The 18,651-nt window shown below is 62.7% G+C and carries 18 protein-coding genes; 7 read left to right on the forward strand and 11 right to left on the reverse strand.

Annotated elements, in window-relative coordinates; genetic code table 11:
- Nucleotides 1-156 precede the first annotated feature (156 nt).
- Nucleotides 157-552: a RidA family protein gene (locus ABIE40_RS04205; protein ID WP_199626350.1), complete on the forward strand. Its 396-nt coding sequence runs from the start codon at nt 157-159 to the stop codon at nt 550-552.
- A gap of 63 nt (nt 553-615) precedes the next feature.
- Here ABIE40_RS04205 and ABIE40_RS04210 read toward each other — a convergent pair whose 3' ends face one another.
- The 5 genes from ABIE40_RS04210 to thrC form a co-directional block, all read right to left on the reverse strand.
- Nucleotides 616-1,716, reverse strand: a complete 1,101-nt coding sequence (locus ABIE40_RS04210) for a porin (protein ID WP_199626351.1) — start codon at nt 1,714-1,716, stop codon at nt 616-618.
- Nucleotides 1,717-1,992: 276 nt separating this feature from the next.
- Nucleotides 1,993-4,905 (reverse strand): EAL domain-containing protein, encoded by a 2,913-nt coding sequence (locus tag ABIE40_RS04215; protein WP_199626352.1) that lies wholly within the window; start codon nt 4,903-4,905, stop codon nt 1,993-1,995.
- Nucleotides 4,902-5,516, reverse strand: coding sequence for a GNAT family N-acetyltransferase (locus ABIE40_RS04220; protein WP_112712823.1), 615 nt, complete (start codon nt 5,514-5,516; stop codon nt 4,902-4,904). The genes ABIE40_RS04215 and ABIE40_RS04220 overlap by 4 nt, the downstream gene beginning before the upstream one ends.
- Before the next feature lie 28 nt (nt 5,517-5,544).
- Nucleotides 5,545-6,843, reverse strand: coding sequence for a M16 family metallopeptidase (locus ABIE40_RS04225; protein WP_112712821.1), 1,299 nt, complete (start codon nt 6,841-6,843; stop codon nt 5,545-5,547).
- Between the two features lie 25 nt (nt 6,844-6,868).
- Nucleotides 6,869-8,260 (reverse strand): threonine synthase, encoded by a 1,392-nt coding sequence (gene thrC / locus ABIE40_RS04230; RefSeq protein ID WP_502944774.1) that lies wholly within the window; start codon nt 8,258-8,260, stop codon nt 6,869-6,871.
- A gap of 207 nt (nt 8,261-8,467) precedes the next feature.
- Between thrC and ABIE40_RS04235 the strand changes: the two genes are divergently transcribed.
- Together ABIE40_RS04235 and ABIE40_RS04240 are read left to right on the forward strand one after the other, a co-directional pair.
- Complete coding sequence (locus ABIE40_RS04235; RefSeq protein ID WP_199626802.1) at nt 8,468-9,166, forward strand: hypothetical protein; 699 nt, start codon at nt 8,468-8,470, stop codon at nt 9,164-9,166.
- A 58-nt stretch (nt 9,167-9,224) separates the two neighbouring features.
- Entirely contained in the window at nt 9,225-10,142 is a 918-nt protein-coding gene (locus ABIE40_RS04240; protein ID WP_112712815.1) for a diacylglycerol/lipid kinase family protein, read from the forward strand.
- On the opposite strand, the gene ABIE40_RS04245 is transcribed toward ABIE40_RS04240, so the two are convergent.
- Both ABIE40_RS04245 and ABIE40_RS04250 read right to left on the reverse strand, forming a co-directional pair.
- On the reverse strand, nt 10,143-10,832 hold the full coding sequence (locus ABIE40_RS04245; protein ID WP_112712813.1) for an HAD family hydrolase: 690 nt from the start codon (nt 10,830-10,832) through the stop codon (nt 10,143-10,145).
- Between the two features lie 103 nt (nt 10,833-10,935).
- A complete protein-coding gene (locus ABIE40_RS04250) occupies nt 10,936-11,619 on the reverse strand; it encodes an ArsR/SmtB family transcription factor (RefSeq protein ID WP_199626354.1) in 684 nt (227 codons plus the stop codon).
- A 72-nt stretch (nt 11,620-11,691) separates the two neighbouring features.
- Here ABIE40_RS04250 and ABIE40_RS04255 point away from each other — a divergent pair, with 72 nt between their 5' ends.
- From ABIE40_RS04255 to ABIE40_RS04270, 4 genes are all read left to right on the forward strand, one after another.
- Nucleotides 11,692-12,021, forward strand: a complete 330-nt coding sequence (locus tag ABIE40_RS04255) for an NIPSNAP family protein (RefSeq protein WP_199626355.1) — start codon at nt 11,692-11,694, stop codon at nt 12,019-12,021.
- Entirely contained in the window at nt 12,018-12,374 is a 357-nt protein-coding gene (locus tag ABIE40_RS04260; RefSeq protein ID WP_199626356.1) for an antibiotic biosynthesis monooxygenase family protein, read from the forward strand. Before ABIE40_RS04255 ends, ABIE40_RS04260 begins: the two co-directional genes overlap by 4 nt.
- A gap of 200 nt (nt 12,375-12,574) precedes the next feature.
- Nucleotides 12,575-13,948 carry a pilus assembly protein TadG-related protein gene (locus ABIE40_RS04265; RefSeq protein WP_199626357.1) on the forward strand — a complete coding sequence of 458 codons (1,374 nt, stop codon included), beginning with the start codon at nt 12,575-12,577 and terminating at the stop codon, nt 13,946-13,948.
- Between the two features lie 150 nt (nt 13,949-14,098).
- The gene (locus ABIE40_RS04270; protein WP_112712803.1) at nt 14,099-15,229 is read left to right on the forward strand and encodes a site-specific DNA-methyltransferase; all 1,131 of its coding nucleotides are present in this window, start codon (nt 14,099-14,101) and stop codon (nt 15,227-15,229) included.
- A 110-nt stretch (nt 15,230-15,339) separates the two neighbouring features.
- Here the strand turns inward: ABIE40_RS04270 and ABIE40_RS04275 are convergent, their stop codons facing one another.
- The 4 genes from ABIE40_RS04275 to mutY all read right to left on the reverse strand — a co-directional run bounded on the left by ABIE40_RS04275 (nt 15,340) and on the right by mutY (nt 18,587).
- Nucleotides 15,340-16,260 carry a hypothetical protein gene (locus ABIE40_RS04275; RefSeq protein WP_199626358.1) on the reverse strand — a complete coding sequence of 307 codons (921 nt, stop codon included), beginning with the start codon at nt 16,258-16,260 and terminating at the stop codon, nt 15,340-15,342.
- 255 nt (nt 16,261-16,515) lie between these two features.
- Nucleotides 16,516-16,881 (reverse strand): nuclear transport factor 2 family protein, encoded by a 366-nt coding sequence (locus tag ABIE40_RS04280; RefSeq protein ID WP_112712799.1) that lies wholly within the window; start codon nt 16,879-16,881, stop codon nt 16,516-16,518.
- A gap of 2 nt (nt 16,882-16,883) precedes the next feature.
- On the reverse strand, nt 16,884-17,492 hold the full coding sequence (locus tag ABIE40_RS04285; protein WP_199626359.1) for an HAD family hydrolase: 609 nt from the start codon (nt 17,490-17,492) through the stop codon (nt 16,884-16,886).
- Nucleotides 17,493-18,587, reverse strand: coding sequence for an A/G-specific adenine glycosylase (mutY, locus tag ABIE40_RS04290; RefSeq protein WP_199626804.1), 1,095 nt, complete (start codon nt 18,585-18,587; stop codon nt 17,493-17,495).
- Nucleotides 18,588-18,651: the final 64 nt, after the last annotated feature.

Genomic DNA, 18,651 nt, shown 5'->3' on the forward strand with positions numbered 1-18,651 from the left:
TATTGACATACGAGACGTATGCAAACATATACGCATACGGAGCGTATATCAAAATCGCTGCCACTTGTTAAGTGCGGACCTCACCACAGATCACGGTGCAAGGCCGGGCAGGCGCGTGTCTGCCCGCGGGGTCCGCTTTGTCATCAGGAGTTAGACATGACCAAACGCGAAGCAATCTTTCCGCCCGACCGCCACGCGCTCTATACCGCGCACCGCTATTCCGCGGCCGTGCGTTCAGGAGACCTGCTGTTCGTCTCCGGCCAGGTCGGCAGCCGCGCCGACGGTTCGCCGGAGCCGGATTATGAGCGCCAGGTGAAACTCGCCTTCGAAAACCTCAACGCCGTGCTGAAAGCTGCCGGCGCGACGTTCGAGGACGTCATCGACGTCACCAGTTTCCACACCGATCCGCAAAACCAGTTCGAGACCTTCATGGCGATCCGCGAGACCTTTCTCGGCGAAGCGCCTTACCCCACCTGGACCGCCGTCGGCGTCAACTGGCTGGCGGGCTTCGATTTCGAGATCAAGGTGATCGCGCGGGTGCCGCAGGCCTGAATGCACAAAAGCAAAAGACCCGGCCTTGCGCCGGGTCTTTCTTTCACTGTGAGACAAGTAGTCTCAGAAATCACGTTCGAGGCGCACGAAGCCTTCGACGTAATGCGAGTCGTCGGTGCCCGGGAAGTCGTGGTTCTCGGCCACGTAGGTTGCCGCCGTATGCAGGGTGAGGTCGTCGACGATCTTGTAGTCGAGCGTCACGCCGCCGCGCCACATGCTGCCGCCGTGATATTCGTCGTCGGCTTCGCGGATCCGGCCGCTATATTGCGCTTCCGGCGTGATGGTGAACTTGTCGTTGATCTTCAGCGCATATTGCGCGATCACCGACCATTCGCTGGCCTGGTAGTAGGTATTGGGGCCGCTCGAATAGATGCCGGCAAGTTCGAAGACGCCCGGGCCGATTTCCGCGCCCATGCGCGCCGTCACGGAACCGTCTTGCATGGCGGCGTCGTAGCCGCCATAGACCTGCCAGGTAAAGACGCCTGCCTTGCCGCCGATCATCGCGTCGATGCCGAGACCGCTTTCGGCTCCGTCGAAGTCTGCAGGCAGTTCATCCAGCGACAGGCCGGCATTGAAGCTGTCGCTGTCATATTCGTAGCGGATCGCATTCCATTTGGTGTCGTTGCCGGTCATCAGATCGGATTCACCGGAAAAGTCGTTGTCCCACCAGCTTGCGAAGCGGCCGGCGCGGATGCCCGCGAGCTCCATATAGGCTTCGTCGATGATCGTGTTATCGGTGCCATAGGCCGCGGCGTTCGACCAGCCGACAAACTCGGTCGTGCGAGTGGCCGGTCCGCCGCCGCCGTAATAGTTGGATTCGAGGACGATGCGGCTCGTCAGCGGGCCATATTCGGTATCGCTCTTGGCGTCGAAGCTCACATGGGCGCGGGTATGGCTTTCCCAGTCCTGATCGCCGCTGCCGCCGACGCCATTGTTTTCATAGCCTTCTCCGAAGCCGTAGCCGACTTCGAAGCGCAAATAGCCGCCGATCTTCAGGCAGGTCTCGGTGCCCGGTATGTAGAAGTAGCCTGTTCCGTACGCGTCGCAGACGCGGACATATTCCACGGGTTCCGGCTCGGCAGCGACGATGGCGTCGGCAGCCTGGGCGCCGGATACTGCTGCGAATGCAGCAGCGGAGCCGAGAAGAAGGCTCTTGATGTTCATGCTTGTCTCCGTTTCAGAGCCCACCTTGCGGTTGGCTCGCATGTGGCGCGAGGCGTGCGGTGCCGCGAGGGGGACGCCGGAGAGGGAACGCGCCGATTGGCAACGGAAACACTAAGCTCGCTGAGAGCCGGTTTCGTCAATTATATGCTAAACGCACATGTATAAAAAAGTGGCAAAGCGCCTCAAACGTGACGTCTTTGTCACATCGTTCTGTCGTAATTTGCAATCAGAAGGTAGTGTTTCGCGGGAAAAATCCCGCGAAAAGATATTCTCGGCTCAAGCCCGCTTCGTCAGCGGAAAGCGTTCCTTCAGCAGCCGCAGAACCGATTCCGACGGCATCGGCGGGCCGAAGAGGTAGCTCTGGCCGTAGCTGCAGCCCATCTTCGCCAGCTCGATCGCATCCTCGTTGGATTCGATCCCCTCGGCCACCACCTTCATGTCGAGTTCGCGGGCCATGTTGATGACCGAGCGCAGGATGGTCGCCTTCTTGTCGCTGTCGTCGCGCACCAGCGCCTTGTCGAGCTTTATCGTGTCGAACGGGAAGCGGGTGAGATAGGAGAGGGAGGAATAGCCGGTGCCGAAGTCGTCGAGCGCCAGGCCGAGACCGGCTTCCTTGAGCTTCTGCAGCACCAGTCGCGCCTGTTCCGGGTTCTCCATCACCATCGATTCCGTCAGCTCCAGCTTCAGGCGCGAGGGTTCGCAATGCGTCTTGGCGAGCACCGAGCGCACGTCGTCATAGAGCTCGTTGTTGAGCAGCTGGACGCTGGAGAGATTGATCGAAACGAAGATCGGCAATTCGCCGGTCTGGTTCTGCCAGCCCATCAGGTCGTTGGTCGCCTGCTCGAGCGCGAAGAGACCGAGCGGGCCGATGATGTCGGAAGCTTCGGCGATCGGGATGAATTCCGATGGCGGGATATTGCCGCGCTTCGGATGCTCCCAGCGCATCAGCGCCTCGAAACCGGCGATCTCGACATTCTCCAGCCCGGCGATCGGCTGGTAGACCATCGACAGTTCCTTGCGCTCGATGGCGCGGCGCAGGTCGGATTCCAGCTGCAGCCGGTCGGCGCCGAAATCGCGGAAGGCGGGGCGGAACGGCTCGACGCGATTGCCGCCGGCGCGCTTTGCGCGATACATCGCAAGCTCGGCATCGCTCAGCATGCCCGATGCGTTTTCCTGCTGGTCCACCCAGGAGGCGAGGCCGATCGAAGCGGTCAGGATGATCTCGCGGTTCGAGAAGTTGATCGGCACCATGATCGCCTTGCTGATCGCATCGGCAAAATCGGCGATCTTCGCCGGGTCGCGTTCGGAGACCAGGATCAGGCCGAACTGGTCGCCGGCAAGGCGCGCCAGCGTATCCTGCTGCTTCAAGAGGCGGCGAAGGCGGCGCGTCAGCGCGATCAGGATGTTGTCGCCGGCAGCAACGCCGAGTGCATCGTTGACCAGCTTGTAGCGGTCGATATCGATCACCATCACCGTCGGCCGCAGCGTCTCGCCGGAAGGCGCCAGCGCCAGAACGGATTGCAGGCGGTCGAGGAAGAGCTGGCGGTTCGGCAGGCCGGTCAGGTTGTCGTGCAGCGCGTCATGGAGCAGCCGCTCGACGGAGTTCTTCTGTTCCGTGACATCGACTATCGTGCCGACGCAGCGGATGATCTCGCCGTTGGAGCCGAGCACCGGCCGGGCGCGGATCAGCAGCCAATGGAAATGGCCGTCCTCGGCGCGGATTCGGAACTCGTGGTTCAGACGCCCGCGGCGATGCTCGAGCAGAACGTCGAGCGTGGCGCGGAAGCGGTCGCGATCGTCAGGATGCAGCCGCGGCAGCCAGTTGCGCGCCGCGCCATGCATGGTGCCCGGCGAAAGCCCGAGCTTGACGGACACATCGGGGATGGTGACGACGCGGTCGCGCGCCACGTCCCAGTCCCAGACCATGTCGCCGGAGCCGGTCAGCGCCAGCGATTGCCGCTCCAGATCGGAGAACAGCCCCTGCTGGAAGGCGCCGCCCGCAAAGGCGTGCTGCATGACGGTGAAGCCGATCAGCAGCACGATGAGGACGAGGCCGCCGCCGAGCGCGGGCTGGATGATGTCGTTGTCGAGGCGCCCGGTGATCGTCAGCCACGCCCCGAAGATCCAGACGAGGATCAGCGCCCAGGCGGGCACCAGCAGGATGGCGCGGTCATAGCGGTTGAGGCCGAGATAGACGATCAGCACCAGACCCATCGTCGCCGTCAGCGCGAAGGAGAGGCGGGCGATACCGGCGGCAATCGAGGGATCGTAGATCGCCACGCCGAAGAGCAGGGCGAGACCAAGCACCCAGGCAAGCGTCGCGTAGCCGAGATGCGTGTGCCATCGGTTGAGGTTCAGATAGGTGAACAGGAAGATCACGAAACTCGAGGCCAGCGCCACTTCCGCGCAGGCGCGCCATATTCGCTGGTCCGCCGAAGCGATGCTGATCAGCTTGCCGAGGAAACCGAAGTCAACGCAGATATAGCCGAGCACCGCCCAGGCGAGTGCGGCCGTCGCCGGCAGCATCGAGGTTCCCTTGACGACGAACAGGATCGTCAGGAACACCGCCAGCAGACCGGCAATGCCGAGCACGATGCCGCGATAGAGCGTGAAGGCGTTGATCGTGTCCTTGTAGGCGTCGGGCTCCCAGAGATAGATCTGCGGCAGATCGGGGCTGGTGAGCTCGGCGACGAAGGTGATGACGGCGCCCGGGTTCAGCGTGATGCGGAAGACGTCGGCCTCGTCGCTCGGCTGCCGGTCGAGCGCAAAGCCCTCGCTCGGCGTGATTGCCATGATGCGCTGCGAGCCGAGATCCGGCCAGAAAAGCTTGGAATTGACGAGGCGGAAATGCGGGGCGACGATGACGCGCTCCAGCTGCTCTTCCGAAACGTTGGCAAGCGCGAATACCGCCCAGTCGCCCTGGTGGTTGTCGGAGCTGGCACGTACCTCAATACGGCGCCGGATACCGTCGGCACCGGCCGCGGTGGAAACCTGGAAGGCCTCGCCCTGGTTGGCATAGATTTCGGTAGTCTTGGTCAGGTCGAGCGCCGTGTCGTCACGCGAAATCTTGACCGGTTCAGCCGCATGCGCGGTGCCTGCAGCCAGCGCAAGCACCGACAGGAAGAAGGCTGCGATCACCGCGATCAATCGGCCGGACGGTGATAGGTGCAGCATGCGGTTCGTGGTCATCGGCTGTCGGTTTTCCTGCCTGTATCCGGATCGGTGGCGAGCAGTGAAAACATCACATGGTCATGCCACTGACCGTTTATTTTCAAGTATCCGCGCAGATAGCCTTCCCGCTGAAACCCGGCTTTTTCAAGCAGGCGAATGCTCCGTGCGTTGTCTGGAATACAGGCTGCTTCGATACGGTGCAACTCAAGCCCTGCGAAGATATAGGGTATAACCAACTGAAGTGCGGCGAACATATGGCCCTGGCCGGCGTGCTTCTCGCCCATCCAGTAGCCGATCATGCAGCTCTGCGCCGCCCCGCGGCGGATATAGCCGATGGTAATGCCGCCGAGCAGTTCCATCTCGGGTTTGGAAAACAGGAAGAGTGGGATCGCCTGTCCGGAAGCATATTCCTGCTTGCCGCGGATGACGCGGGCGCGGAAGGCGCCTTCCGTCAGTTCGTCACGCCGCCATGTCGGCTCCCAGGGTTCCAGGAACCGGCGGCTGTCCGAGCGCAGCCTGTGCCACTGGTTGAAGTCCTGATAGCGGGGCAGCCGCAGCGCATAGCGGCTGTTTTCCAGCTCGACTGCTTCCGGCTGCCGCGACAGGAACCGAAAAACCGATTTGGGCATCGATCACTCCCGGCGGGCTGAAAGCGGTCTAGCGGCTTGCTTGCTTGGACTGCGGCACCGTGGCGGAAAGCGATGCGGCGATGTCTTCCATCGGGGCAAGCTGCTCCAGCGGGCCGATCGCCGAAAGCGTCGGAACGGTATCGAAGAACAGCCGGCCGGCGAGGTCGGTGAGGCGCTCGACGGTGATGCCTTCGAGGCGTTCCATCATCTCCTGGTTGGAGATCGGGCGGCCGTAAAGCATCATCTGGCGGGCGATCTGACCGGCGCGGGCGGCCGGGCTTTCCTGGCCCATGAGAAGCTGGGCGCGGATCTGGGCGCGGGCGCGCTCGATTTCCTTCTGCTCGATCGAGGATGCCGACTTGTGCAGCTCGTCGATGATGACGGGCACCAGTTCCGGCAGGTTCTCGCCGCCGGTCGCGGCATGGATGCCGAAGATGCCGGTATCGGAAAAGCCCCAGTGGAAGGCATAGATCGAGTAGCAGAGGCCGCGGATTTCGCGCACTTCCTGGAACAGGCGGGAGGACATGCCGCCGCCGAGGATATTGGCGAGAATCTGCGAACAGTAGAAGTCGCGGGCGTGATAGGCCTTGCCCTCGAAGCCGAGCAGGATCTGCGCGTCCATCAGGTCGCGCGTCTCGCGCACGTTGCCGCCGATATAGCGGGCGGGCTCCATGACGGGCGGGGCGCTCGGCGAGGTCGGCAGGCTGGCGAAGCGCTGCTCCACCATCTTCACGAATTCGTCGTGCTTTACGGCACCGGCCGCGACGACGAACATCCGGTCCGTCGTGTAGTTGCGGCTGAGATAGGTGCGGATCTGCTGCGGCGAGAAGGAGACGACGGTCTCCGGCGTGCCGAGGATCGGCCGGCCGAGCGTCTGGTCGCGATAGGCGGTCTCCGAGAACTTGTCGAAGACCACGTCGTCGGGCGTGTCGTTGGCGGCGTTGATTTCCTGCAGGATGACCTGCTTTTCGCGCTCCAGCTCATCTTCCTCGAAAGCCGATTCCGTCAGGATGTCGGCGAGGATATCGATGGCGAGCGGCACGTGATCCTTGAGGACACGGGCGTAATAGGAGGTGGTTTCGGTCGATGTCGCGGCGTTCACTTCGCCGCCGACATCCTCGATTTCTTCGGCGATATCGCGCGCCGAGCGGCGTGCGGTGCCTTTGAAAGCCATGTGTTCGAGCAGGTGGGCGATGCCATGCTCGTCTTCCGTCTCGTTGCGCGAACCTGATTTGATCCAGACCCCGAGCGCGGCACTTTCAAGGTGCGGCATGGTCTGGGTCACTACTGTCAGCCCGGATTTGAGCCGGGTGCACTCAACTGTCATTGGCTATCTTTCTGCGCCTGCCGAATTACGTCCGGGCATGCTTGCCGATAAAGCTTTCAACGGCCTTAAGTTCCGGATCGATGACTTGGAAGCGCTCCTCCTTAAGCATCAGATCAGCAAGCCACGTCGGGAGCGCCGGGTCAATACCGGAGGCGGATTTTACGGCCGCCGGGAACTTAGCCGGGTGGGCTGTCGCCAGCGTCACCATCGGCGTGTTCGGCTTCTCGTGCTTGGTCGCAACAAAGACGCCGATCGCCGAATGCGGATCGAGCAGATAGCCGGTTTCGGCATGCGTCTGCTTGATCGTCTGGGCCACCTGCTTCTCGCTGGCGCGGCCGGCACGGAAATCCTTCTTGATGGCGGCAAGCGCCTTCGAGGAGATCTCGAAACCGTTCGACTGCTTCAGGCTGTCCATGGCATGGCGCACCTTCGAGGCGTCGCGGTCATAGGCTTCGAACAGCAGGCGTTCGAAGTTCGAGGAGATCTGGATATCCATCGACGGAGAGGTGGTCGCCTTGACCTCCTTCATGTCGTAGCGGCCGGTCTTCATCGTCCGAGCCAGGATGTCGTTCTCGTTGGTGGCGATGACCAGCTTGCCGATTGGCAGACCCATCTTCTTGGCGGCGTAACCGGCAAAGATATCCCCGAAATTCCCCGTCGGTACGGTGAACGAGATCTTCCGGTCCGGACCGCCGAGAGCAACCGCGGTCGTGAAGTAATAGACGATCTGGGCCATGATGCGCGCCCAGTTGATCGAGTTGACGCCGGACAGCTTCACCTTGTCGCGGAAGGCGCCGTCGTTGAACATCGCCTTCACGAGGTTCTGGCAGTCGTCGAAATTGCCGTTGACGGCAAGCGCGTGAACGTTCGGCGAGGTCGAGGTCGTCATCTGGCGCTGCTGTACCGGCGAGACCTTGCCATGCGGGAAGAGGATGAAGATGTCGGTGCGATCGCGGCCCGCGAAGGCGTCGATCGCGGCACCGCCCGTGTCGCCCGAGGTGGCGCCGACGATGGTGGCGCGCTCGCCGCGCTTCTCCAGCGCATAGTCCATCAGGCGTGCGAGCAGCTGCATCGCCACGTCCTTGAAGGCGAGCGTCGTGCCGTGGAAGAGCTCCATCACGAAGCTGTTCGGGCCGGTCTGCACCAGCGGCGCGATTGCCGGGTGGCGGAAGGTGCCATAGGCCTCGTCGATCATGGCGCGGAACGTGTCGGCGGGAATTTCGCCATTGGTGAACGGCGAGAGAATCGTGAACGCGATGTCCTGATAGCTCTTGCCGCGCAGCGCCCGGATGTCCTTCTTGGAGAAGTGCGGCCATTCACGCGGAACATAGAGACCGCCGTCGCGGGCAAGACCCGTCAGAAGCGCATCGCAAAAGCCGAGGGAAGGGGCTTCGCCGCGGGTCGAGATATAGTCCACGTTCTTCATCCTTGACGTTATGGCCGGAGGAAATCCGGAGAAGGAAAGCAAGCCCCCGGAATGATGCGGGCTGAAATGTGCATCAAAACGGTGCTTACCCAATCGATTTTTCTTTGCGCCGCTGATATAGACCATCGCAAACTGTGACGAAAGGCCTTGCAAACGCGACTTCGGGCCTGCCAAAAAACTTTGTAAGAGGGTGGAATAATCGTGTTCGGCAAAGTCTCGCGTCTCATCGTTTCCGCATCGTTGGCCGCTCTTCTCGCAAGCTGCAATTCCCTTGGAATGGGCGGCGACAGCAAGCCGGCAGAGACCCCGGCGCAGCCGAGCGGCAATGCCCAGATCATGCCGATGGCGCCGCAGAATCCGTCTTCCAACGACCCCTCGATCGGCACCGCCACCAACGCTTCCGGCAATGTCCAGCGCGTCGTTCAGGGCGCCTGCCCACAGATCTACATGCGTGATCAGGACGCGATCTTCCGCACCTATGCCAAGGGCGGCAAGAAGCCTGTCGTCAACAGCGCCGCCGGCCAGCAGGATACGCAGCCGACCGACCAGATCGTCTATCAGGCCTCCTTCGCCGATTACACGCGCCAGTGCACGCTGAACGACCAGAACCTGACGATGACCATCGTCGCGCAGATTCGCGTGCTCGCCGGTCCGGCCGGCGGTTCCGGCACTGTGTCGCTGCCGATCCGCATCAGCGCCGTCGATAGCCAGGGTGCGATCAACAGCGAAACCGTGCCCTTCACCGCGCAGATCCCGCCTGGCCAGACCTCGACGCAGGTTCTCTTCCGCCACGACGGCTTCAAGCTGCCGGTCGGCTCGGGCGCGCTGGTGCGCGTCAATATCGGCTTCGATCAGGGCAACGCCCCGAAGACCAAGAAGAAAGCCAAGAGCTCGTAAAGCGCCGCTTGTTTCGGCCCTCCCGTCATGCTTCTGTCATGGCGGGAGAGATTAGATCGTGAAAATCGGCATCGTTCTCAATCCGGCGTCCGGAAGGCGGGGCAGGCGGCTGTTCTGGTCCGCGTTGCGGCGTGCGCTCGAGGCACGCTCGGCCGATATCAGCCTGCGTGAGACCAAGGGTTTCGGCGATGCCGAAAGGCATGGACGCGAGCTCGCCGAAGACGGCTGCGACCTGGTGCTCGCCGTCGGCGGCGATGGCACGGTCGGCGAGGTCGCCGGCGGCATCCTGCGCTCGCATCGCCCGGGCGCCGTCTTCTCCTTCATCCCGACAGGCACCGGCTGTGATTTTGCCCGCAATTTCAAGATTCCGCGTGAACCCGCCAGGATCGCCGAGCATCTTGTCACCGCACCGGTCCGGTCCGTCGATGCCGGTTTGCTCACCTGCGAGACCGAAGACGGCCTGACCTGCACCCGGCACTTCATCAATATCGCGAGCTTCGGCGTCTCCGGCGAGATTGTGCGCGCCGTCAACGAGGCGCGCCGCGGCCGCAAGCTGCCGGGGCGGATGGTGTTCTTCTATCACAGCCTCCGGGAGATCCTGCGCTACAAGCCGCTCAGCATCCGCCTGCGCCTCGATGGCGAGGATGTCTATGATGGTCCGGTCACCGCTGTCGCGATCGCCAACGGCGCCTGGTTCGGCGGCGGCATGAAGGTGGCGCCGGAGGCGGATGTCGCCGACGGCGTCTTCGATGTGGTGATCATCAAGGGGGCAGCGCGGCTCAAGGTGCTGACGCTGATGAACAGCATCTATAGCGGCCGTCACGTGAAAAGCCCGTTGGTCAGCACCCACCGGGCCCGGCTCGTCGAGGTCTGGCCGGCGGGGGAGCCGGCATCCATCGACAGCGATGGCGAGGCGCCGGGCCATATCCCGGCGCGTTTCGAGGTGCTGCCCGGGGCAGTCAACCTCCTCGTCTGATCAGAGCACGCCTTCCCATTCGGAAAGTGCTGCAACGACGCCCGGCAGATCGCTCATCCGCGAAATCACCGTTTCGGCGCCGGCATCGGTCAGATGATCGGCATGCGAGGGATAGCTGTGCGAAGCGCCGGTAAAGCCGATGACTCGCATGCCCGCACTGCGCGCCGCATGAACGCCATGGATCGAATCCTCGACGACGACGGTGCGCGACGGCGAAACGCCGAGCTTCTCCGCGCCATGCAGGAAGATATCCGGCTTCGGCTTGACGCGATCCGGTCCAAGATCCTTGGCCGAGAAGATATGTGGCGCAAACAGCGGCTTGAGGCCGACTTTGCCGAGCATCATGTCGAGACGGTGGGAGCTGGAATTGGAGCAGATGCAGCGCTTCAGCGGCAGCTTCGAAACCGCAGCCTCGACACCGGCGATCGCCTGCACTTCGCTTTCGAGCTTCAGGTCGAGCAGCTTCTCGGACTTGTCGAGCAGCGAGGCTGAAAGCGGAATGCTCGCTTCCTTCTCGACCTGCAGCAGGATGTTCTTCCAGGTCATGCCGGCAAAACGCTCGGCCATTTCCTCGGGGCTGATCGGATAACCGGCTTCGGTCAGAAGCCCGGACTCGACTTGCGCCGCAATGATTTCGGAATCGACCAGAACGCCGTCGCAGTCGAAGATAATAAGGTCGAAGCCTTGCATATTCTTCCAGCCTTGTTTGGGGACGCCGCCGTTTACACGATGGAACGGAAAATCTCAACGGGCAGGGCGGCATGGCTGCGATGCGCGCTGTGGGCGGCTGTGTTTAGTCCGCCGGAAACAGCTGCAGGAACTGCCGCTCGCCTTCCGGGGAGAAGATCACCGAGCGGCTTTCCGCCGTTCGCCGCGCCCAGCCCTTGTCGAAGAAATTCGAAAGCAGCGCCTTGCCGAGGCTGCCAGCCAGATGCGCGCGCCGCTCGCTCCAGTCGAGGCAGGAGCGGCAGAGCGGCCGCCGCGACGATTTCAGGCCGTGCAGGTCGATGCCGATGCACTTGAAGCGGTCTTCGCCCTTCTCGGTCACCACCAAGCCGTCGCCGATGGCATTGATGGCGCCCGAGGCGATCAGGCTGTCCAGCATCCGCACGCCGTAGTCGCCGGCCAGATGATCATAGCAGATGCGCGCCTTGCGTAGCGCCGGTTCCTTCGGTCCCGGCTGATGCCGAAGATGCCCGCGCCCGGCCGCAAAGCCCATGATGCTTTCCAGCAGTTTGCCGACCGCGTCGTCGGCCAGCGCGAAATAGCGATGCCGCCCCTGCTTGCGCTGCGCTAGCAGGCCACCGGCTTCGAGCTTGGAAAGATGCGTGCTCGCCGTCTGCAGCGTGATGCCGCCGGCTGCGGCAAGCTCCGTCGCCGTCAGCGCCTTGCCGCCCATCAGCGCCGTCAGCATGTTGGCGCGGGCGGGATCGCCGATGAGCGAGCCGATCTGTGCGATGTCTGGTCCTTCTTTCATACTTCGATCGTAACCGAAGCATGCCGGTGCCGCAACATGGCAAAACTCTTCTCACAACAACAGGAGAAAGACATGCTCACCTGCTTCATCCGCTACGAGATCGACCCGTTCAAGAAGGAGGCCTTCGCCGAATATGCCCGCAACTGGGGCCAGGCCATCCCGAGGAACGGCGCCGATCTGATCGGCTATTTCGCCCCGCACGAGGGCTCGCTGACGACGGCTTACGGCGTCTACAATATCGAGAGCCTTGCCGCCTACGAGGCCTATCGTGCCCGGCTCGCCGCCGATCCTCTCGGCCGCCAGAACTACGAATTTGCCAAACACGAGCGCTTCATCCTGAAGGAAGACCGCATCTTCCTGAAGAATGTCTCCGCTCCCCATGCCGAGCTGGTGCTGCCATGATCGCCGTCATCTTCGAAGTCGTGCCCTTCATGGGCGAGCGCCACAAGTATCTCGATCTCGCCGGGGGATTGCGCGGCGAACTCGAGAGCATGGATGGCTTCATCTCCATCGAGCGCTTCGAGAGCCTGACCATGCGCGGCAAGATCCTGTCGCTGTCCTTCTGGCGCGACGAGGAGGCGGTCAAGAACTGGCGCAACCGCGAGGCCCACCGCAACGCCCAGGCCGCCGGCCGCAACGGCGTCTTCGCCGATTATCGCCTGCGCATCGGCCATATCGTGCGCGACTACGGCATGTTCGAGCGGGACGAGGCGCCAGAGGACAGCCGCAGGGTTCATGACGCAGCAGGCGCCTGAAGCGGATATCAACGAGGGCGTGCCGGCGGCTCTGCCGGCATTCCATTACTGGTAGAATAGAACTTGGATATCACTATCATCTAAAGTATATAAAGTATTATTTTACTGTCACGAAGCCGTGAAAGCGCTTCCATGCTTACGGTATATTATCGAATTTCCCGCATAACGGATTTATATTTTAGATCCGAGGCATATTCTCAATGCGTGTTTTTCGTCCCTTTCTCAAGGACCGGCGCGGCAATTTCGGCGTGATGACAGCAATCCTCATGGTGCCGCTCCTGGGTGCCGCAGGCATCGCCGTCGACTATAGCAACGAAAGCGAAATGCACACCGAGCTGATGGAGGCCGCAGACGCTGCCGCCCTCGGCGCGATCGCTCCCGATGCTGCCGGGTACAAGGCCGTCCAGGCCATGACCGGCGATGGCGAGATCACCGTGGCCGAGGCGGACGCCAGGGACATGTTCATGGCGCAGCGCTCCAGCGGCCTCAGCCAGTCGCTCTCCGACCTGCCGCTCAACATCACGATCAAGGTCGCGAAGGCAAGCGGCGTCGTCACCTCGACCGTCAATTTCAGTGTCGATGCGCCGACCACCTTCATGAAGGTTCTGGGCGTCGACACGATGACCGTCGCAGGCACGGCCACGGCGACGAGCGGCGGCATGTCGAGCGCCAGCTACACGGATTTCTATCTGCTGCTCGACAACACGCCCTCGATGGGTATCGGCGCGACACAGGCCGATATCGACGCGCTGGTGAAGGCGACCGCCAATTCCCCGGATGCCGCCGGCCGCAACTGTGCCTTCGCCTGCCACATGGTCTGGGGCAGCGGCGTCGAAAACACCGACAGCGATTACATCATCGCCCGCGCCAACGACATCACGCTGCGCATCGACGTGGTCACCGATGCGGTCAAGGGTCTGATGGACGATGCCGCCGAGGAAACGCAGCCGAACCAGTACCGCTTCGCCGCCTACACCTTCGGTGCGGCCGCCTCCGAAACCGCGCCCTATTACAGCATCTCGCGTATCGCCAGCCTGACCGGCGACCTCTCGACGATGCGCAACGCCATCGGCCAGATCAGCCTGATGACGACGCAGCACCACCAGTTCAACGAGGATGCGCTGACGAGCTTCGATACGGCGCTGACCAGCATCGGCAAGGAGATCAAGACCGATGGCGGCACCGGCGCCAGCACCGGCGACCGCCAGGAAGTCGTCTTCTTCGTCACCGACGGCATGGGCGACAGCCGCAAGGACAGCTGCACCGGCGGCTCCTGGTGGTCCAATCCCGACCGCTGCCTGCAGCCGATCGACCCGAAACTCTGTTCGGCGCTGAAGGACCGCGGCATCAAGGTCGCGGTGCTCTACACCACCTACCTGCCGATCCCCACGGATCCGATCTGGAACCAGGCGATCAACCCCGTCTTCGCCAAGAATATCGGCCCCAATCTGAAAGCCTGCGCCACCGAGGGATTGTTCTTCGAGGTGAAGCCGACCGATGACATGGCCGCCTCGATGTCGGCCTTGTTCAGCAAGGCGGCGAGTGCCACGAGCGGCCTCAGGCTGACGAATTGAGGGAAGGCGGGCCGGGGGCCCGCCTTCTTCGTTTTATGCGTGTATCTTTTGAATAATTTCCCGAAATCGTTCACCGCTTCAGGCTTTGGTAACCAAACTGGGTAACCATAACGATCAGTAAAAAGCGTAAGTGTATGAGCGAGTATCATAATGGCGTCTGTCTTTCCGCTTGCCGATCTGAAGGCCTCCGCAAAATCGGATTCCTGGATCGACACGATCATCAAGGGTGATTGTGTCGCTGCCCTCGAGGCCCTGCCGACCAATTCCGTCGATGTGATTTTCGCCGACCCGCCGTATAACCTCCAGCTCGGCGGCACGCTGCACCGTCCCGACCAGTCGCTGGTCGATGCCGTCGACGACGAGTGGGATCAGTTCGCCTCCTTCGAAGCCTATGATGCCTTCACACGCGCCTGGCTGCTCGCCTGCCGCCGCGTCTTGAAGCCGACGGGCACGATCTGGGTCATCGGCTCCTATCACAACATCTTCCGCGTCGGCGCCACGCTGCAGGATCTGAATTTCTGGATCCTCAACGACATCGTCTGGCGCAAGACCAACCCGATGCCGAACTTCAAGGGCCGCCGTTTCCAGAACGCCCATGAAACGATGATCTGGGCGAGCCCGGATGCCAAGGCCAAGGGCTATACCTTCAATTACGATGCGATGAAGGCTGCCAATGACGACGTGCAGATGCGCTCGGACTGGCTGTTCCCGATCTGCAGCGGCGGCGAGCGCCTGAAGGGCGACGACGGCAAGAAGGTCCACCCGACCCAGAAGCCGGAAGCGCTGCTCGCCCGCGTCATCATGGCCTCCTCGAAGCCGGGCGACGTGATCCTCGATCCGTTCTTCGGCTCGGGCACAACGGGTGCCGTTGCCAAGCGCCTCGGCCGCCACTTCGTCGGCATCGAGCGCGAGCAGGATTATATCGATGCGGCATCCGCCCGCATCGCCGCCGTCGAGCCTCTCGGCAAGGCGGAACTGACTGTCATGACCGGCAAGAAGCAGGAAGTGCGCGTCGCCTTCAACGTTCTCGTCGAAAGTGGCCTGATCAAGCCCGGCCAGGTGCTGCACGACGCCCGCCGCCGCTACAGCGCGATCGTCCGCGCTGACGGCACCGTGGCCTCCGGCGGTGACGCCGGCTCCATTCATCGCCTTGGCGCTAAGGTCCAGGGTCTTGATGCATGCAACGGATGGACCTTCTGGCATTACGAAGACGGGCAGACCCTGCGCCCGATCGACGATCTCCGGTCCGTCATCCGCAGTGATCTGGCAAAGGCGGAGTAACGTAAGCCTTTACCGGTCGAAACTACCTTCTTCCGGTTTTTGTACCTCCAGTTACGGAAGAAGGCCCATGGCGCCCGGGGATCAACACCCCGGGCGTCTTCTTTTTCGGCTTACCGCTGCAGCAGCGCCTGACGCTCCTCGTCGTCGTCCCGCTGGCGGCCGCCGATGGCGGCCGAGACGCTGGCGATGAAGGCGCCGACGAGCAGCGATATCGCGCCGATGAGGGCAACGCCCGACGCCGTCTTGCGCGCCGTATCGGCCGCCTTCTGCGCCGCTGCCTTGGCGTCGTCGATACGCTTGAGGACGCCATCGACACGGGTTTTCGCATCGGCTTCCGAAAGCCCGGTCCGCGTAGCGACCACCTGGTCGAGATAGGCGCGGTCGTCAGCCGAAATCCCGCCTTGTGCCGCACCATTGATCAGCACGCGGGAGATCTCGGCGCTGACGGCTTCATTGCTCTGGTTCTGCGGCGCGCTGCGGCCATCGGCCGGGCGCAGCAGGGCATCCGTGAAATACGACGTCGAGAAGCCGCCGGCGCTGTCCGAGTTAGAGGCTGCCGCCGCTGCTCCGGCACCGCCTACCGCGGCCGTGGCGCCGACTGCGGTCGCCGTCGCGCTGGCTCCGGCACTGGCGAGAGACGATATCGCAGAGCCGAGCAGGCCGACGACGATCAACGTCGCCAGCGCCCAGGCAAGGAAGCCATGCGCCGTATCGCGGAAGAACACCTCATAGGTGTGAACGCCCACCCATTTGGATCTCAGCCGCCCGGTAATGTAGCCGCCAAGCGCCGACGATGCCCATTGCACGACGATCAGCCAGACGGCCGCCGTCGCACCGATGGTCGCCAGCGAACTGCTGCCGCCGGCAAACGGGGAGATCATCGTCAGCCCCAGTCCGGAGCCGATCAGCATGAAGATCAGGGTGATCGCCGTGGCGGCCAGCGTGCCGGCGAGGATCGGTCCCCAGCTGACGGCCGAGGACGAGGATTCCTGCGGAGCGCCGGTGACGACGCTCGATAGGGGTTGCGACATCGTGATCCCCCTAGTGCCAGAACAGAAGGATGATCAGGATCAGCGGAATCGGAACCCCGAGAAACCAAAGCAATATACCTCTACCCATCCTAGTCCTCCTGCCGGCCATGCCGGGCTGCTGATTGATGCATGCCGCAATCTGTGCGGCTGGGATCAAAACAGCGGGAAACCGAGAATGTTCCTGAAGTCTTTGAGTTGGTTGCAACATTTGCAGGGATTGTTGCAGAAAGGGCGGCAGCGGTGCCGCCCTGCCGGTCAGAAGGCCTGGTAGTCGGTGACCTGCACGTGGGTCACATGGCCGTCCTCGTCGAAGGTGATCGTCTCCTCGCCCTCGCGGATCAGCGGCTTGCCGGTGCCGCTATGCGTGGCCCGGACGGACCAGACTGCGCGCCCAGCGCGGGGCGACACTTTTTCGACCAGCGTATCGATTGCCGTCTGGTCCGGGTAATCGTCGAAATACTTGCGGAAGGCCGCCATGATCTCGTCGCGCCCGGCAAGACTGCCGACACCGTTGGAGACGTAGGTCGCATCCTCCGCGAAGTAGTTCTCGATGGTTTCGAAATCCAGCGCGTTGATGGCGCCGTGGAACAGCTTGATTTCCTCGACAGGATCGAACGCCATGATCAGACCCTCACGCCGAGTGCGGTCAGATCGGCGCGCAGCTTGTCGGCGCCAGTGAAATGCACCGCCTGCCATCCGGCCTGCTTGGCGCCGTCGACATTGGCGACGGTATCGTCGATGAACACGGTGGTTGCCGGATCGAGGCCGAAGCTGTCGGCATGCATCTCGTAGATCGCCACATCCGGCTTGATCAGCTTCACATCGCCCGAAACGGTGACGCCCCGCGTCTTCGTCAGGAAGGGATAGCGCACCTGCGCCTCGCGGAACGTATCGGAGGCGAAGTTGGTCAGCATCGTCACGTCATGCCCGCCCGCGATCAGCTCTTCCATCACGGCGACGCTATCGTCATAGGCATGCGGCACCATCTCGTGCCAGTATTTGCGGAAATGGCGGATCTGCTCTTCGCGCTCAGGATGCGCCTCGATCAGCAGCGCTTCGGCCTCTTCCCAGGTGCGGCCGCGGTCCTGCTCGATGTTCCAGTCATGGGTGCAGACATTGTCGAAAAACCACTTGCGTTCTCCGGCATCGGGGATCAGCCGCTGGTAGGGCAGGCTGGGATCATAGTGGATGAGCACTTTGCCGATATCGAAGACAATATGATTGATGGGCATCTATCGTTCCTTGGCTGATTTGAACGCGAGAGGAATAGCCGCTGCGATCGCTTTTTTCATGATGGTCGGCAGCGCCTGGGCTTCAAGATTTGTAACTGGCTCCCACCATCCGTCATTGATTTCAATGGGATCGGCAATGGCGACGCGGTAGATGGAGAGCCGCAGCTCGAAATGCGTGAAGACATGGGTGACCGTTCCCGACGCCTGCCAGTCGGCGGCGAAAGGTGCGGCATCCGTCCCGGTCGCCCCGTCGATCCGCGCCGTCCATCCTGTCGTCGGCACCTCCGTCATGCCGCCGAGCAGGCCGCTCTCGATGCGCCGCCGCAGCAAGATCTCGCCCTCCGAGGTTACCGCGATGAAGGCTGCCCCGACGCGCACCGGCTTGTCCTTCTTCGCCGCCTTCACCGGAAATTTCTCGGGATCGTGTAGCCGCAGCGCCTCGCAAGCATCCCTGAACGGACAGAGCGAACAGGCGGGCCGCTTCGGCGTACAGATCGTCGCCCCGAGATCCATCATCGCCTGCGCGAAATCGCCCGGTCGGTCGGCAGGCGTCAGCAGCGCCACCTTCTGCTTCATCAGCGGCTTGCCGGCGGGAAGGGGGGTGGCGATCGCATAGAGGCGGGAGATCACCCGCTCGACATTGCCGTCCATCACCGCCGCTTGCCGGTTGAAGGCGATGGCCGCGACGGCCGCCGCCGTATAGTCGCCGATGCCGGGCAGCGATTTCAGCCCTTCCTCGGTATCGGGAAAGATGCCGGCATGACCGGCCGCGACAGCCTCGGCGCATTTCTTCAGGTTGCGGGCGCGGGCGTAGTATCCAAGCCCCGCCCATGCCGCCATCACGTCCTCGCTCGGCGCCGCAGCCAGATCCTTCACCGTCGGCCAGCGCGCCAGGAAATTGGCGAAGTAGGGTTTTACCGCCTGCACCGTCGTCTGTTGCAGCATCACTTCGGAGAGCCAGACGCGATAGGGATCGGCCTTGATGCCGCGCGCCGCCATCGGCGGCGAGACGCGCCAGGGCAGGTCGCGGTGGTGCCGGTCGTACCAGTCGAGCAGGGCTTTTGCGCTTGGCGCGATGCGTGTCGTGGAAGTCATCATTTACCGGAGTGCGGGGAGTGGCCTATAATTGGCGAAGCATTGCCGCCCGATCAAGGCAGCA

The sequence above is a fragment of the Rhizobium sp. OAE497 genome, assembly GCF_040546565.1.
Taxonomy (GTDB): Bacteria; Pseudomonadota; Alphaproteobacteria; order Rhizobiales; family Rhizobiaceae; genus Rhizobium.